The 15,793-nt window shown below is 64.4% G+C and carries 18 protein-coding genes; 6 read left to right on the top strand and 12 right to left on the bottom strand.

Annotation, left to right across the window (positions count from 1 at the left end; all coding sequences use genetic code 11):
• Window positions 1-48 precede the first annotated feature (48 nt).
• The 7 genes from pheT to ACELLULO517_RS23975 form a co-directional block, all read right to left on the bottom strand.
• Complete coding sequence (pheT, locus tag ACELLULO517_RS24005) at window positions 49-2,511, bottom strand: phenylalanine--tRNA ligase subunit beta (RefSeq protein WP_227309977.1); 2,463 nt, start codon at window positions 2,509-2,511, stop codon at window positions 49-51.
• 179 nt (window positions 2,512-2,690) lie between these two features.
• Window positions 2,691-3,758, bottom strand: a complete 1,068-nt coding sequence (pheS, locus tag ACELLULO517_RS24000) for a phenylalanine--tRNA ligase subunit alpha (RefSeq protein WP_227309976.1) — start codon at window positions 3,756-3,758, stop codon at window positions 2,691-2,693.
• A gap of 100 nt (window positions 3,759-3,858) precedes the next feature.
• The gene (gene rplT, locus ACELLULO517_RS23995) at window positions 3,859-4,239 is read right to left on the bottom strand and encodes a 50S ribosomal protein L20 (protein ID WP_227309975.1); all 381 of its coding nucleotides are present in this window, start codon (window positions 4,237-4,239) and stop codon (window positions 3,859-3,861) included.
• 17 nt (window positions 4,240-4,256) lie between these two features.
• On the bottom strand, window positions 4,257-4,460 hold the full coding sequence (gene rpmI / locus ACELLULO517_RS23990; protein WP_114729229.1) for a 50S ribosomal protein L35: 204 nt from the start codon (window positions 4,458-4,460) through the stop codon (window positions 4,257-4,259).
• Between the two features lie 184 nt (window positions 4,461-4,644).
• A complete protein-coding gene (locus ACELLULO517_RS23985) occupies window positions 4,645-4,938 on the bottom strand; it encodes a helix-turn-helix domain-containing protein (protein WP_227309974.1) in 294 nt (97 codons plus the stop codon).
• A complete protein-coding gene (locus tag ACELLULO517_RS23980) occupies window positions 4,904-5,176 on the bottom strand; it encodes a BrnT family toxin (protein WP_227309973.1) in 273 nt (90 codons plus the stop codon). The genes ACELLULO517_RS23985 and ACELLULO517_RS23980 overlap by 35 nt, the downstream gene beginning before the upstream one ends.
• Window positions 5,177-5,226: 50 nt before the next feature.
• Window positions 5,227-5,619 carry a rhodanese-like domain-containing protein gene (locus tag ACELLULO517_RS23975; protein WP_227309972.1) on the bottom strand — a complete coding sequence of 131 codons (393 nt, stop codon included), beginning with the start codon at window positions 5,617-5,619 and terminating at the stop codon, window positions 5,227-5,229.
• 87 nt (window positions 5,620-5,706) lie between these two features.
• Between ACELLULO517_RS23975 and ftrA the strand changes: the two genes are divergently transcribed.
• Window positions 5,707-6,672, top strand: coding sequence for a transcriptional regulator FtrA (gene ftrA / locus ACELLULO517_RS23970; protein ID WP_227309971.1), 966 nt, complete (start codon window positions 5,707-5,709; stop codon window positions 6,670-6,672).
• Window positions 6,673-6,689: 17 nt separating this feature from the next.
• Here the strand turns inward: ftrA and ACELLULO517_RS23965 are convergent, their stop codons facing one another.
• Window positions 6,690-7,181 carry a redoxin domain-containing protein gene (locus ACELLULO517_RS23965; protein ID WP_227309970.1) on the bottom strand — a complete coding sequence of 164 codons (492 nt, stop codon included), beginning with the start codon at window positions 7,179-7,181 and terminating at the stop codon, window positions 6,690-6,692.
• 76 nt (window positions 7,182-7,257) lie between these two features.
• Between ACELLULO517_RS23965 and ACELLULO517_RS23960 the strand changes: the two genes are divergently transcribed.
• A complete protein-coding gene (locus ACELLULO517_RS23960) occupies window positions 7,258-7,884 on the top strand; it encodes a TetR/AcrR family transcriptional regulator (RefSeq protein WP_406566290.1) in 627 nt (208 codons plus the stop codon).
• Between the two features lie 187 nt (window positions 7,885-8,071).
• On the opposite strand, the gene ACELLULO517_RS23955 is transcribed toward ACELLULO517_RS23960, so the two are convergent.
• The 4 genes from ACELLULO517_RS23955 to ACELLULO517_RS23940 form a co-directional block, all read right to left on the bottom strand.
• On the bottom strand, window positions 8,072-8,812 hold the full coding sequence (locus ACELLULO517_RS23955) for an SDR family oxidoreductase (protein ID WP_227309968.1): 741 nt from the start codon (window positions 8,810-8,812) through the stop codon (window positions 8,072-8,074).
• A 27-nt stretch (window positions 8,813-8,839) separates the two neighbouring features.
• Complete coding sequence (locus ACELLULO517_RS23950; protein ID WP_227309967.1) at window positions 8,840-10,309, bottom strand: NAD-dependent succinate-semialdehyde dehydrogenase; 1,470 nt, start codon at window positions 10,307-10,309, stop codon at window positions 8,840-8,842.
• A gap of 64 nt (window positions 10,310-10,373) precedes the next feature.
• Complete coding sequence (locus ACELLULO517_RS23945; protein ID WP_227309966.1) at window positions 10,374-11,063, bottom strand: type 1 glutamine amidotransferase domain-containing protein; 690 nt, start codon at window positions 11,061-11,063, stop codon at window positions 10,374-10,376.
• Window positions 11,064-11,174: 111 nt separating this feature from the next.
• Window positions 11,175-11,780, bottom strand: coding sequence for a TetR/AcrR family transcriptional regulator (locus ACELLULO517_RS23940; RefSeq protein WP_227309965.1), 606 nt, complete (start codon window positions 11,778-11,780; stop codon window positions 11,175-11,177).
• A gap of 173 nt (window positions 11,781-11,953) precedes the next feature.
• On the opposite strand from ACELLULO517_RS23940, the gene dapF reads away from it, so the two are divergent.
• Genes dapF through ACELLULO517_RS23920 form a run of 4 tightly spaced genes read left to right on the top strand, consistent with a single transcriptional unit; the run spans window position 11,954 to window position 15,454 of the window.
• Complete coding sequence (dapF, locus tag ACELLULO517_RS23935; protein ID WP_227309964.1) at window positions 11,954-12,802, top strand: diaminopimelate epimerase; 849 nt, start codon at window positions 11,954-11,956, stop codon at window positions 12,800-12,802.
• Window positions 12,799-14,028 (top strand): tRNA (N(6)-L-threonylcarbamoyladenosine(37)-C(2))-methylthiotransferase MtaB, encoded by a 1,230-nt coding sequence (gene mtaB, locus ACELLULO517_RS23930; protein ID WP_227309963.1) that lies wholly within the window; start codon window positions 12,799-12,801, stop codon window positions 14,026-14,028. The genes dapF and mtaB overlap by 4 nt, the downstream gene beginning before the upstream one ends.
• Before the next feature lie 33 nt (window positions 14,029-14,061).
• Entirely contained in the window at window positions 14,062-14,997 is a 936-nt protein-coding gene (ftsY, locus tag ACELLULO517_RS23925) for a signal recognition particle-docking protein FtsY (RefSeq protein ID WP_227309962.1), read from the top strand.
• Window positions 14,981-15,454: an acyl-CoA thioesterase gene (locus tag ACELLULO517_RS23920; RefSeq protein WP_227309961.1), complete on the top strand. Its 474-nt coding sequence runs from the start codon at window positions 14,981-14,983 to the stop codon at window positions 15,452-15,454. The genes ftsY and ACELLULO517_RS23920 overlap by 17 nt, the downstream gene beginning before the upstream one ends.
• Window positions 15,455-15,793 lie beyond the last annotated feature (339 nt).

Raw genomic sequence — 15,793 nt, 5'->3', positions numbered from 1 at the left:
CACCATAAGTGACCGCCGGTCATTTGTGAAGGTCTACCGCCCCAGCGTTTAGCGCAGCGTGGCGCCAGTCGCTTTGGTCACGGCCGCGATAACCTTGGCCGAGGCCTCTTCGATCTCGGCATCCGTCAGGCTGCGGTCCTTTGGCTGGAAGACGACTTCCACACCCAAGGACTTGCGGCCGGGCTCCATCTTCTCGCCCTCATAGACGTCGAACAGCGTGACACCGGTGACCAGATCGCGCACCGACCCACGGGCCGCGCGCAACACGGTCTCGGCGGCTGTGTCGCTCGCCGCGACGAAGGCAAAGTCGCGCCGCACCGGCTGGAAGGCGGAGAGCTCGGGCGCTGCCTTCTTGCGGCGCTTGGGTTCGGGGATCGCATCCAGGAAGATCTCGAAGGCGACAGCATGCTGCGGCAGATCAAGCGCGCGGATCAGGGTCGGATGCAGCGCGCCGAAGCGTGCCAGCACCACTTTCGGCCCCTGGCGCACGACGCCGGAACGACCGGGATGGTAATAGCCCGGCGCGTCTGTCGTGACGCTGAGCGCTTCCAGCGGCAGGCTCAGCGCGGTCAGCGCCGCCCAGACATCGGCCTTGGCGTCCATGGCCGTCACACCCCGCGCGGGTTCCAGCCAATGGCGCGGCGTCTCCCCCAGACGCAGCCCGGCGGCCACCACCTGCTGCCCGCCTCGCACGCCCTCATGGAAGGCGGGTCCGACTTCGAACAGGCCATGATCGCCGAAACCCCGCGCCGCGTTACGCTGGGCCGCGAGCGACAGAGTGATCAGCGGCGTTGCGCGCAGCTGATCCAAATCGGAGGCAATTGGATTGACGAGCCGCAGGCTTTCCGGCGCCTCGCCGAACAATGCCGCAACCTTGTGATCGGCGAAGCTGAAGGTCACGGCCTCGTTCAGACCACGGCTGGCGAACAGGCGCTTGATCGCCAGCGCACGGCCCTGGCGCGGCGTGAAGGACGCCGCCGGCACCGCGCCCAGCGGCGGCAGGGAGACGGGTTCCACCCGGTCGATCCCCCAGATGCGCAGCACTTCCTCGACCAGATCGACCTCAGGTTCGATCTCAAGCACACCGGCCGAAACCCGCGCCAGCACATCGGCGCTCAGCACCCGCGCGGGCTCCAAAACGCCCTTGCCGGCGATGTCATTGCGCCAGGACGGAACATGCACAGTGATGCTGTCATCATCGCCCGAGGCCAGACCGAAACCGAGGCGGCGGAGAATCCCCTCAGCTTCATCGCGGGCAATATCGGCGCCCGCGAAGTTTTTCAGACGGTCGAAGCGCAGTTTCGCCGTGCGCCGCCATGCGGGTTCAGCACCGGCCGCGACAGGCTCGGACGCCTCGCCACCGCAGAGTTCGATCACCATCTGGGTTGCGGCCTCAAGCGCGGAGGGCATCAGCGCCGGGTCGATACCGCGCTCGAAGCGCGCGCGCGCATCGCTCGCGACCTGATGGCGGCGGCCGGAGAGGGCGACGGCAATCGGATCGAAATAGGCGCATTCGATGAAGACGTCGGTCGTGGTTTCGGTGCAGCCGCTGGCTTCCCCGCCGACGATACCGGCGAGCGAGACGACGCCTTCGGCATCGGCAATGACGCAGTCCTCGGCGGTGACGGTCACTTCCTTGCCGTTGAGGGCCAGGAAGCTCTCGCCCGCGCCGCTGCGCAGCGTCAGCAGATTGCCTTTGACCTTGGCTACATCGAAAACATGCAACGGACGGCCGAGGTCGATCGTGAAGAAATTGGTGATATCGACCAGCGCGCTGATCGGGCGCAGGCCGATGGCGCGCAGACGATCCTGCAGCCAGGCCGGGCTCGGCCCGTTCTTCACGCCGCGCACGGTGCGGCCCAGAACCCAGGAACAGGCTTCCGTTCCCTCGATCTTCCACGTGATCGCGCTCGGACCGTTGGACGGCATGGCATCCGGCACCCAGGTCTTGAGCACGCCGATACCGGCGGCGGCCAGATCGCGCGCGACACCGCGCACGGACAGCGCGTCCCCGCGATTGGGCGTGACGGCGATTTCGATCACCGGCTCGTCGAGACCTTTGTAATCCACGAAACGCGCGCCGACCGGCGCATCCTCGGGCAGTTCGATGATGCCGTCATGATCGTCGCCGAGGCCGAGTTCGCGGGCCGAGCACAGCATGCCGTTGGAGGCGACGCCGCGAATTTCACCGGCCTTCAGCACCAGCCCTGATGTGGGGATGGTGGCACCGACCGGTGCGAACACAACCTTGATGCCGGTGCGGGCATTCGGCGCACCGCAGACGACCGAGACCGGCCCCTCACCCGCATCCACCACGCAGGCGCGCAGACGGTCGGCGTTCGGGTGCTGCACGGCTTCGATAATATGGCCGATCCGGAAGGGCGCCAGCGCCGCACCGGGGTTTTCGATCCCCTCAAGCTCCAGCCCGATGCCGGTCAGCTTGTCGGTGATGGTCTCCAAGGACGCATCGGTATCCAGATGCTCGCGCAGCCAGGACAGGGTGAATTTCATGGTCTTATCGCTCCCCGCCAGATTCGCCGCGCGCGCATTTTTTACTGTCGTGCGCGTGCTCGTCACGCGCATCTACCCGCTGCGGCGCCCGAACGGCGTCGGGGCGCCCGAACGGGTAGGTCCGTGCAACGAGTGTGCGGATGACGGCTTTATTGGGAGACAGGGTCGTGGTCATAACCTCACACTCCCTCGTGCAGCGTGGCCGGCTGGAAGGGCGAGGCCCCGTAATGCTTCAGCCAGCGGATATCGCTTTCGTAGAAGAGACGAAGATCGGAAATGCCGTGCTTCAGCATCGTCACGCGCTCGATGCCCATGCCGAAGGCAAAGCCCTGCCACTCGCGCGGGTCGATACCGCAATTGGCCAGCACTTTCGGATGCACCATGCCGCTGCCCAGAATTTCTAGCCAATCGCCGCCGCCGCCCAATTCGCCGGTGCGGCGGTTCCAGCCGATATCGACTTCCATCGAGGGCTCGGTGAAGGGGAAGTAGCTGGCGCGGAAGCGCACCGGCAGGTTGGAAATGCCGAAGAAGCTGCGCAGGAAATCCGTCAGGCAGCCTTTGAGATGGGCCAGCGTGATACCGCGATCGATCACCAGCCCCTCGCATTGATGAAACATCGGGCTATGCGTCGCGTCGTGATCGGCGCGATAGGTGCGGCCCGGCACAATCAGCCGCAGCGGCGGCGGCTCGGACAGCATGGAGATGATCTGCACCGAACTGGTATGCGTGCGCATCACCAGCGGGTAACCCTCATGGTCGCCCGGCAGATAGAAGGTATCCATGTCGCTGCGCGCGGAGTGGTGCGCCGGGATGTTCAGCGCCCCGAAATTATACCAATCGGCCTCGACCTCGGGCCCCTCGGCGACCGTGAAACCCATGGCGCCGAAGATCGCCGCCATCTCTTCCATCGTCCGGCTGATCGGGTGGATGCTGCCCCGCGCGTCGGGCGCCGGCGGCAGCGTCACGTCCATGCGCTCGGCCGTCAGCCGGGCCGCGAGCGCCGCCTGGTCGATCACGCCCTGGCGCGCGGACAGCACGCCGTCCAGCCTGTCGCGCAGCGCATTGACGGCGGCACCCCGCGCCTTGCGATCCTCAGCCGCGACCTGACCCAGGCTGCGCAGCAGGCCGGTGATCCGCCCCTGCTTGCCCATAAAGGCGACGCGCACCGCATCAAGCGCGCGGGGGTCGGACGCCTGGGCAATGGCTGCCTCGGCTTCCGCTTGCAGGACGAGGAGATCGTCGGACATGGAAGGCTCCGAAAAAAAGAAAAGGGCTGCCGTTTGCTGCGGCAGCCCTCTCATTCAAGTCACTTGGGTCACACGACGCCCCGCCAGGGGGCGTTTGCGATCAAGCAGCGGCGGCGGCGGGGGCCGCTTCGAGGACGGCCTTAACCTGGCTGACGATGCCAGCGAAGCTCACGGCGTCGTCGAAGGCAATCGCGGCCAGAACCTTGCGGTCCAGCTCGATATTCGCCTGCTTCAGACCGAAGATGAACTGGCTGTAGGTCATGCCCTGTTCACGGACGGCAGCGTTGATACGCTGGATCCAAAGCGCGCGGAATTCGCGCTTCTTGTTCCGGCGATCGCGGTAAGCGTACTGAAGAGACTTCTCCAGGCGCTCAAGCGCGATGCGATAGTTGGTGGAGGAGCGGCCAACGAAGCCCTTGGACTGATCCAGGACCTTCTTGTGGCGGGCGTGGGTAGTTACGCCGCGTTTAACACGTGCCATTTATCTGATTCCCTCTCTCACGCCAGCCCGTAGGGGGCCCACTGCTTCACCGTCTTGCCGTCCATTTCGGTCAGCGTCTGGGAGCCGCGGTTGGTGCGCTTCATCTTCTGAGAGCGGTTGATCAGGCCATGGCGCTTGTTGCCGGGGCCAGCCAGAACCTTGCCGGTCGCGGTGATCTTGAACCGCTTCTTGACCGACGACTTGGTCTTCATCTTGGGCATTTTGGTCTCCTTCAAATTACCCTGGCCGAGGGACCGCGATCTGCGGCGTCGATCAGGCGTCGCGGCCGGGCATGCCCATTTCAGGCCCGGACCACAGACGAACGAGGGGCGGCGTATAGCGAACCCCCGTTCCTGCCGCAAGCGGAGAGGCTCGGGCGGCTGGATTGCGCGGGCGGGACGGCCGCTAGGCTGCTTCTCCAGCCAAGACCTCGGCCACCATATCCGGGTGTCTGGCGATCACGCGCAGATAAGCGATCGCGAAATCCGGCGCCGTGACGCGCGCCTGCTCCCAATCGCGCAGCGTGCCGACCGGCACCTTGAAGCGCGCCGCGAATTCTGACTGGGACAGGCCCAGCTTTGTTCGCGTCACGCGGATCAGCCGGGCGCGCTGGCCGCGCTCCATAGCTTCGACGCTCACGTCGAAATCGTCTGCATCCTTCGGGTCAGCCGGCAAAGCGATAGGCTCGTTCTTCTGCATTATTGCTCCTCCTGACGGAGATAAATCTCAGCACATCGTCTCGCCGAACAAAGACCGCCGTGAACAGGCGATCCCCCACCAGCCCAATCACCTTGAACCGCTCCTCCCCGTCCTGCGGACGAATCGAGGGCAGGATCAGATGGCTCTCGTCCTTCAATATCTCATCGCCAAAACTCAGCGGCAGTCCGTGCTTGGCTTGGTTGACGCTATTTTTCGCGGGATCGAAGCGATCTGCCATAATACTATATACGGAATTTCCGTATAAATTGAAAGAAGAGCAACCCCCTCCTAACCCGCTCCAAAAGCAAACCCCTCATCCACCCAGCCGGTCATGCCGCCCAGCATCAGCTTCACAGGCCGGTCCAGCTGCGCCAGCCGCAAGCCGGCCCGGTCAGCCCCGTTGCAATGCGGGCCGGCGCAATAGACCACGAACAGAATGCCGTCAGGCCAGGCGGCCATCCGCTCGGCCGTCATTTCCCGATGCGGCAGATTCACGGCTCCCGGCACATGGGCCTTCGCGAAAGCCTGCGGCCCGCGCACATCCAGCAGCACGAATCCGGGCGCGCCACTGCGCAGTGCTGCCTCGACATCGGCGCAATCGGTCTCCAGCGCCAGCCGCCCTGCGAAATGGCGGGCGGCCTCGGCTGACGACGCAGCGGGGGTTTCGGTCACGGCATTCATGGCGGTATCTCCTTCTCTCTCGGCCCCTAGATTGCCACTGGCGGAAAGACGCCGTGATTGGCAGAATTGCCTATGACCATCGAATTCATGCCAAATACATTTGCGGTCGTGCTGGCCTATGACCGGCTCTGCACCTTCGAATTCGGCTGCGCGGTCGAGGTTTTCGGTCTGCCCCGCCCGGAATTCGGGGCGGACTGGTACCGCTTCGCGATCGCGGGGATCGAGCCTGGGCCATTGCGGGCGATGGGCGGCCTATCGCTCAACGTCGATGGCGGGCTCGACCTGCTGGAACAGGCCGGCACCATCATCATCCCCGGCTGGCGCGGTGTGGATGAACCTGTGCCGCCAGCGCTCTGCGACGCCCTGGTCGCAGCCCATCAGCGCGGCGCGCGCCTGCTCTCCCTCTGTTCCGGCGCCTTCGTGCTGGCCGCGACCGGCCTGCTCGACGGCAAGCGGGCCACCACCCATTGGCGCTATGCGGGCGCGTTACAGGCAAAGCATCCCACGATCCGCTTCATGCCGGACGTGCTTTATGTCGATGAAGGGTCTTTGCTGACGGCCGCCGGCAGCGCCGCCGGGCTGGACCTTTGCCTGCATCTGGTGCGGCGGGATTGGGGACCGGCGAAAGCCAATCAGGTGGCAAGGCGCCTGGTGCTGCCCGCCCATCGCCAGGGCGGGCAGGCGCAATATGTCGAGGCCCCGATGCCAGCCGAGCGCCACAGCGGCAGCCGCATCGCGCCCCTGCTCGATGCCGTTCTCGCCCGGCTGGACGAAGACTGGCCGATCTCCCGTCTCGCCGCCGAAGCGGCGCTCAGCCTGCGGTCCCTGCACCGGCATTTCATCGAGACGACCGGCCAAAGCCCCGGCGCCTGGCTGCTCGCCGCCCGGCTGATCCGCGCGCGCGACCTGCTGGAAACGACGCCGCTGCCCATCGAGGAGGTGGCCGCCGCCAGCGGCTTCGGCACCGCGGCCAATCTGCGGCATCATGTCAGCCTGAGCCTCGGCACCAGCCCCTCGGCCTATCGCGCAAGGTTTTCGGCCCTGGCGCGGTGAACTGTCCGCGCAGCGGTTTACGTCGCCAAGGACCGCATGAACGCAACCAGGCGGATGACGTCGCTCGGCACAAGACGGCCGATCGCGCGGCTTGAATAGACCGCGTTGACGATGCTGCCGTCGGGCGCGATCACGAAGCCGGTCGTCTCCAGAAAACGCCCCCGGGTCGGAAAGCTGGTCACATAGGCGCCGGTCGCATCGACCACGGCGTCGATGTCCGCTGAGTGACCCATCGGAAAGCGAATATGATGCTTCGCGATAAACTCCTGGGTCGAAGCTTCGTCATCAACCGAAAACGCGGCCAGTTTGATGCCCTGTTGGGACAAAGTATCGAAGGCGTCCACAAAGGCCGCCATCTGTTCGTTGCAGAAGGGGCACCAATGGCCGCGATAGATGAGCAGGACAGCGTAAGACCCTGCGAAATCCTCCGGAAGATGAAGGACGCCGCCGCCCACCGCCGGGATGTCCAAGCGCGGGAAGGTCTGGCCGTTCTGAAGATGCTGAGACATTGATGCAATTTCCAATATGGACTAATTAGTCCAACTTCGAGAGACAAAACTGGACTGTCAAGTCCAATTCAGGTGAATGCCATTGGCCAGAAATGCCAAGCCAGAGAAGCGGGTTTTGACGGCGCGCGGGCTCGCCACCAGGCAGCGCATCGTCGCGGCCGCTGCCGACTTGATTTACGCAGCCAGCGCGGAACGCGTCAGCCTGGATGAGATCATGGAGGCAAGCGGCACCAGCAAATCACAGCTGTACCACTACTTTTCCGACAAGGACGCGCTGGTGCGGGCGGTGATCGACATCCAGACGGATCGCATCCTGCAGGCGAACAGCAAGTTTCTAGGTCCTCTCGATTCGTTCGAAGGATTGCGCGCATGGCGCGATGCCTTGATCCAGGCTAACCGTTTGGGTGTCTCTGGCGGTTGCCCGATCGGATCGCTGGCGAGTGAATTGTCGTCGCAATCCGAAGACGCACGCCGCACGCTCGATCAAAGCTTCCTGTCCTGGACAGCGGTGATCGAAAGCGGCCTGTCGCGTATGAAAGCGCGCGGGCATCTTCGACCATCCGCGGACACAAAGACCATCGCGCTGGCCGTCCTGGCCGCCATTCAGGGCGGCATCCTGCTGTCAAAGACGGCAAGCAACTCACAGCCGCTGGAAGTCGCATTCGACATGGCGCTTGCCCATATCGCGCAGCACGCCGCCTGATCAACGCAAGATCCGCTCACCGCAAGCCGATGAGAGTCTGTCAGGTTTTGATAGATGATCCGTCATCCGCGCACGCGTCGCGCGGCCGCTTGCCTGCACGCAGGGGTAGACCCGCGGAACAAGTCCGCGGGCGACAGGTTTGGGGGCGTTTCGGACTAAACCCGACCGACTATAGACTGGCGGGCGATCAAAACACCTGCCTGGTCGGGCGGATGACGATCTCGTTGATATCGACATCCTCGGGCTGCTCGATCGCGAAGGCGATGGCCCGCGCAACGGAAGCCGCCGGAATGGCCTGTTTGTAGAAATCCAGCACGGTCTCCTGCGCTGTCCCGGATGTGCTGTGCTTAAGGTCGCTGTCCACGGCGCCGGGTTCGATCGAGGTGACGCGGATCTTGTGGCCGACCTCCTGCCTCAGCCCCTCGGAAATCGCGCTGACCGCGAACTTGGTGCCCGAATAGACAGTGCCGCCGGGCGCAAAGACCTTGATCCCGGCAACTGAACTCACATTGATGATATGACCGCTCTCCTGCGCCATGAAGCGCGGCAGCGCCGCGGCAATGCCGTAAAGCGTGCCTTTCAGATTGACGTCGATCATCGCATCCCACTCATCCGTATTGACTTCGCTCATCGGGCGGATCGGCATCAGACCGGCATTGTTGATCAGGACATCAAGCTTCCCGAAATCGGCGACGACGGCCGGGACCACGGCTTCCACCTGCGTCTTGTCGGTGACGTCCAGCGCATAGGCGCGCGCCTGCCCGCCCTGGGATGCGATTTCGGCCACGACCTCATCCAGCTTTTCGCGCCGGCGGGCGGCGACCGCCACCTTGGCACCCCGCGCGGCCAGCAGACGGGCCGCTTCCGCGCCAATCCCCGTGCCGCCGCCTGTGATCAGAACGACCTTGTTTTCGATACCATTGCTCATGACGCACTTCCTTCCGAATGACGCGTGTTACAGACCGCCGAGGCTGAGGTATTTGAGGTTGAGGTAGTCTTCGATCCCGTGGGTTGATCCCTCACGGCCGATGCCGCTGTCCTTGACACCGCCGAAGGGCGCTTCCGGCGTGGTGATCACACCCGCATTGATGCCGATCATGCCGCTTTGGATGGCGCGCGCGACGCGAAAGGTCCGCGCCAGATCGCGCGTGAAGAAATAGGCGGCAAGCCCGAACTCGGTCGAATTGGCGGCATCGATCCCTTCCCGCTCCGTCTTGAAGCGAAACAGCGCGGCGACCGGACCGAAGGTCTCCTCATGCGCGATCACCATATCCGGCGTTGCATCGGCAATGACGGTCGGCTCGAAGAATGTAGCGCCGAGCGCATGGCGTTTGCCACCCGCCAGAATGCGGCCGCCCTTGGACTGGGCGTCCTGAATATGGGCTTCGACCTTCTTCACGGCGGCCTGATTGATCAGCGGACCTTGCTCAGTGCCGTCATCGAACCCGTTGCCGACCTTCATCTGCTGCACCCGCTCGGTCAGGCGCTCGGCGAAGGCGTCATAGATGCCGTCCTGGACGTAGAAGCGATTGGTGCAGACGCAAGTCTGCCCGCTATTGCGGAACTTGCCGGCAATCGCGTTCTCGACGGCCAGATCCAGATCGGCATCATCGAAGACGATGGTCGGCGCATTGCCGCCCAGTTCCATCGAGAGTTTCTTCATCGTATCGGCGGATTGCTTATACAGCAGCTTGCCGACGCGGGTGGAGCCCGTGAAGGTGATCTTGCGGACAAGCGGGTTCGCCGTCAGTTCGGCGCCGACCGCCGCGCCGTCACCGGTCAGGACATTGACCACGCCGGCAGGAATGCCGACCTTCTCGGCCAGAACCGCATAAAGCAGACCGCAGAACGGAGTGAATTCCGAAGGCTTGATGACGATCGTGCATCCGGCGGCCAGCGCCGGCGCGATCTTGCGCGACAGCATGGAGAAGGGGAAATTCCAGGGGGAGATGGCGCCGACCACGCCCACGGGTTCACGCGTCACCAGAATCTGGCGATCCTTCCAGGGTGACGGCACAATCTCACCATTGATGCGTCTTGCTTCTTCGGCGAACCATTGAATGTAATCGGCGCCGAGCTTCATTTCGTTGCGGGCTTCGGCCACGGGCTTGCCCTGCTCAAAGGTCAGCATGCTGGCCAGGATATCGAGATTGTCGCGCACAAGCTGCGCCATGCGGCCCAGAAGCCCAGCGCGTTCGCCCGCCGTCGTCATCGACCAGGACGTGAAAGCGGTTTGCGCGGCATCAATGGCCCGATGTGTTTCGGCGGCACCGACCCAGGGGATTTCGCCGATCCGCTTCTCGGTCGCGGGATCGTCGACGCCGTAGACGCGCCCGTCATCGGCCGCGACCCATCGGCCGTCGATGTAATTGGCTTCCTTCAGCCAACCGGCCGCTTTGATCTGTTCAAGCGTATAGCGGGTCATGATTGCTTCCTCCTCGCAACGGTGACGGTCGTGGGGGCGGTGCCGCCCCCACGCGCAGGCAATGTCAGGCGGCGGCCTTATTCACGGCGTCGAGCAGGACCAGGGCGGCCGCTGCCGAGGAAGCCGGGTTCTGGCCGGTGATCAGAAGACCGTCCGTCACCACGTAGGATGCCCAGTCATCGCCTTTGGAATAGATACCGCCGTTCTCTTTGAGCACGTCTTCCACCAGGAAGGGCACCACCTTGGTCAGGCCGACGGCCTCTTCCTCGGTATTGGCGAAGCCCGTCACCTTCTTGCCTGCGACCAGCGGCTGGCCGTCCGCTGTCTTGATGTGGCGCAGAACGCCCGGCGCGTGACAGACAAGGGCGACGGGCTTGCCGGCCGCGATGAAAGCCTCGATCAACGCGATCGAGTTCTGGTCTTCTGCCAGATCCCAAAGCGGACCATGGCCGCCCGGATAAAAGACCGTGTCGAAATCGGCCTGAGAGACGCTGTCCAGCTTGACCGTGGCGGCAAGCTGCGCTTTCGCCGCTGCGTCAGCCTCGAACCGGTGCGTCATCTCGGTCTGGAAGGACGGCTCGTTGCTCTTGGGGTCAAGCGGCGGCTGGCCCCCTTTGGGCGAGGCCAGCACAACCTCCACGCCCGCGTCCTTGAAGGCATAATAAGGGGCCGCGAGTTCTTCCAGCCAGAAACCCGTCTTGCGCCCGGTATTGCCCAGCTCGTCATGCGAGGTCAGAACCATCAAAATCTTCATCGTCTTTTTCCTATATTGCCCATGGATGGGCGCGTTGTGAATTAGACCGGTCGTCTATAATTTATAAGTCGAAAACACGTTAGGCCAAGGAATTGCAGCACCCTCCCCTGACTAGATGGGAAGGTTAAGCACTTGACGTGTGGTCGCCATGGCCTTGTCGAAGGGTTGCATCGTTCGCGTAATCTTCACCATCAGGCTGGCCCCCAGCCAAAGCTGATACAGGCTTTGCGCGACATCATCGGGATCGCCGGTGAACGACAGCGATCCTTCCGCCAAGCCCGTTCTGATGGCTTGCGCCAGCCGGTTGGTGATCCCGCTGGTTCCGCGTTTCAGAACAAGGCGCATCGCTTCCGACAGGTCCGCGACTTCCGCACCCAGCTTCACGGCAAGGCATTTGCCCTGACAATCATAGAAGGATTGGGTTTCCTGCCATTGCGTCCAGTAATTCATCAGACGCTGGGCCATGGTCAGGCCAGGCTGACGCAGCGTCTCATCAAGATCAGCCAGATAGTCCTCGAAGTAACGTTCAAGCAAAGCTTCTCCGAAAGCATCCTTCGAGGCGAAGTAATGATAAAAGGACCCCTTCGGCACACCAGCGGATACCAAAATCTCGTTCAGACCGACGGCGGAAAACCCCTTCCCCGCCATGATCCGCTGGCCAATCTCCAGAATGCTCTCGCGAACATCGGAAGTTTCATGTGCGACTGAACTGCTCATGGCATTCTGGATAGCGTTGATTAGACCGGTCGTCTAGAGGCAAATCGATGGTTCCAGGATTTTTTTCGCCGAGGCGCGTGCGGCGGCGGCGCATCCATTCCTCCATCACAGGCAACCCAGAGCCTCCGGCAATTGCTCTTCCGATGCTGGCCTGCGGCACCTATAAGCCGAGCATGCTTGCCCCTTTCATGAAGATGCATGGAGCGGGGAACGATTTCGTCATTCTCGACGGACGGACCCGGGCTCTGGACCTGACACCTGCGCGCATCCGCCATCTGGCGGATCGCCGGCTTGGGATCGGCTGCGACCAGCTCATCAGCCTGGAACCGGCCGGCCAAGGCGCGGATGTCTTCATGCGCATCCATAACCCTGACGGCAGCGAGGCCGGGGCCTGCGGCAATGCCACGCGCTGCGTGGCCAGCCTGATCGGGCCGGAACTCGGCCGCGACTGTGTCACCATCCGCACCATTTCGGGCGATCTGCCCTCGGTGCTGCATGCCGATGGCACCGTCACCGTCGATCTCGGCAAGCCGCGCCTGGACTGGACGCAGGTGCCGCTGGCCTCCGCGATGGACACGCTGCATCTGCCGCTGGCTCAGGGCAGCGTCGCGGATCCGGCCGCCTGCTCCATGGGCAATCCGCATGCGACCTTCTTTGTGGGCAGCGTCGCTGCCACGCCTGTCGAGACGCTCGGTCCGCGCTTCGAGACGGACGGCCTGTTCCCCGACCGCGCCAATATCGGTTTTGCGGAGATTGTCTCACCCGAACGGATCAGGCTTCGGGTCTGGGAACGCGGCGCGGGCCTGACCCTCGCCTGCGGTTCCGGCGCCTGCGCCACGCTGGTGAACGCCGTCCGCCGCGGCCTGACGGGCCGCCGGGCGGAGATGATCCTCGACGGCGGGCGTCTCACCATCGAATGGCGCGACAGCGACGGTCATGTGCTGATGACCGGCCCGGCTGAGACCAGCTTCACCGGCAGCATCGCCCTGGCCGCCGTCGAGCGCGCGGAGATCGCGGCATGACCGTTGATGTGCTGAGCTTCGGCTGCCGGCTGAACACTTATGAGGGTGAGGTCATGCGCGGCCACGCGCGTGACGCCGGGCTCGCGGATACCATCATCGTCAATACCTGCGCAGTCACGGCGGAAGCCGAGCGTCAGGCGCGCCAGGCCATCCGCCGTCTGGCGCGGGAACGGCCCGAGGCGAAGATCGTCGTCACCGGCTGCGCCGCGCAAATCGCGCCCGAGGCCTGGGGGACACTCCCCGGCGTTTCCCGCGTGCTGGGCAATGCCGAGAAGCTGGACGCGGCCCACTGGCAGCCCGACTCGCCCTCCGCCGTTTCGGACATCATGACAGCCAAGGAAACCGCCGCCCATCTGGTGACGGAATTCGCGGGCCGGGCCCGCGCCTTCGTGCAGGTCCAGCAGGGCTGCGACCATCGCTGCACCTTCTGCATCATCCCCTTCGGCCGTGGCCCCAGCCGCAGCGTGCCCTTGGGCGCGATCCTGGACCAGTGCCGCAGCCTGATCGGCTCGGGCTATCAGGAAATCGTCCTGACCGGCGTCGATATCACCAGCTATGGGCATGACCTGCCGGGCCAGCCGCCGCTCGGCCAGATGGTGCGCCGGCTGCTGGCTTTGCTGCCGGAATTGCCGCGCCTGCGCCTGTCCTCCCTCGACCCCTGCGAGATCGACGAGGATCTGTGGAAGCTGATCGCGGATGAGCCGCGCCTGCTGCCGCATCTGCATCTGTCCATCCAGGCGGGGTCGGACCTTATCCTCAAGCGCATGAAGCGCCGCCATCTCCGTGCCGACGTCCTCGCGGTGACGGAACGCGCGCGGAAACTGCGGCCGGGCATCGCCTTCGGCGCCGATCTCATCGCCGGCTTCCCGACCGAGACCGAGGAAAGCTTTGCCGAGACCCTGGCGCTGGTCGCGGAAGCCGACCTCACCATGCTGCATGTGTTTCCCTATTCCGAGCGCAGCGGCACGCCGGCCGCGCGCATGCCCTCCGTGCCCAAGGCGGTGCGGAAGGAACGTGCGGCGCGGCTGCGTGCGGCAGGCTCGGCCGCCGAAGCGCGCTTCGACGCCCTGCATCTGGGGCAAACCGTGCGGGTGCTGGCCGAGACCGAGACGCGCGGCCATTCCGAGCATTTCCGGCCTGTGCGCCTGACCGTGGCAGCGGTGCCCGGCCAGATCGTGACCGCGACCGTGACAGGCTGCGACGCCGACGGGCTTCTGGCCGCGTGAGCGGTCACCTCTCTCAGTCTATGAGCATCTGACATGGCGCTTTCCGGATTTTTCTCCCGGCTGAAGGAGGGGCTGTCACGCTCCACCCAAAAGCTGTCCACCAGCATCACCGCTGTCTTCACCAAGCGCAAGCTGGATGACGAAGCGCTGGAGGAATTGGAGGAGCTGCTGATCGCGGCCGATCTCGGCCCGCGCGCGGCCGCGAAAGTCATCGCCAGCTTCCGCCGCACCCGCTTCGGCAAGGAAGTGACGGACGAGGAAATCAAATCGACGCTGGCGGAGGAGATCACCAAGATCCTCGCGCCTGTCGCGCAGCCGCTGGTAATCGACCCGGCCCATGCCCCGCATGTCGTGCTGATGGTCGGCGTCAACGGCACCGGCAAGACCACGACCATCGGCAAGCTGTCGCAATTCTACCGCGACCAGGGGCTGCGCCCGATGCTGGTGGCGGGCGACACCTTCCGCGCGGCGGCGGTCGAGCAATTGCAGATCTGGGGCGACCGCACGGGCGCGCCGGTCGTCTCCGGCAAGCAGGACGGTGACGCCGCCGGCCTCGCCTATGGCGCGCTGGAACGCGCGAAACGCGAAGGGATCGACGTTCTTCTGGTCGATACCGCCGGGCGCCTGCATAACAAGACGGCGCTGATGGATGAGTTGGCGAAGATCATCCGCGTCATCCGCAAGCTGGACCCGACGGCCCCGCATGCGACGGTGCTGACGCTGGACGCCACGACCGGGCAGAACGCCATCAACCAGGTCCAGGTCTTTCGCGATCTCGTCAAAGTCGATGGCTTGATCGTGACCAAGCTGGACGGCTCGGCGCGCGGCGGCATCGTCGTCGCACTCGCCGAGGAATTCGGCATGCCGGTTCATGCGGTCGGCGTGGGCGAGAAGGTCGGTGACCTGCGTCCCTTCGTCGCCGCCGAATTCGCCGCCGGTCTTGTCGGTGCCAATGACCCGGCCGCCTGATATGGACCCCGAATACGACCCGACGCTGCGTGAAACCTACCGCGTCTGGGCTCAGGAACGCGTCCGCTATTCCGACACGGACGCGCAGGGACATGTCAACAACGTCGCCTATTTCGCCTATCTGGAGACTGGCCGCACGACGCTCGCCCAGACCTGCGGCCTGCCGATCGGCTTGCATAACGGGATGCATACGGTTCTTGCCCGCGTCGAGATCGACTACCGTGCGGAAGTGCATTGGCCCGCGACGCTCGACCTCGGCTCGGCCGTGGTGAAGCTCGGCCGCAGCTCCGCTACCATCATTCAGGGCATATTCCATGGCGACCGCTGCGTCGCCATGGGGCGGGAGGTCATCGTGATGGTCGAAACCGCGACGGGCCTGTCGACCCCGATCCCGGACGACCTCCGCCAGCGGCTGATCGAAACGGCCGGGCTCGCCTCGGCTTGGCCGGAAAACTAAGGCGATCGCCGCAGCGAAGCATGATGCTCAGGCCACCGGACTGACGGACGAGGATATCGACGCGGAATTGGAGGCCTGGCGCGCTGAGCGGTCCTAGGGTCCCGTCAGGTTTAGGTGGAAACGCCCCCCCAAATCTGTCGCCCGCGGCCTGTCCGGCCGAGCCTCGTGCCGCGGGTCTACCCGTTCCGGCGCCCAGACGCCGATGTGGCGCCTAACCGGGTAGATCCCCGTGACAAGCACGGGGACGACCAATGATCTCCTAAAACCCGACGGACCCTAACTCCCAAAAATTTCATCGCCCACGCCGCGACAACGCCCGGCTGACGACCCTGCCCTTCG

The organism is Acidisoma cellulosilyticum (genome assembly GCF_020621385.1).
GTDB lineage: Bacteria > Pseudomonadota > Alphaproteobacteria > Acetobacterales > Acetobacteraceae > Acidisoma > Acidisoma cellulosilyticum.
The sequence above is the reverse complement of the archived record's forward strand: the minus strand, read 5'-3'. Positions and strand labels throughout refer to the sequence as shown.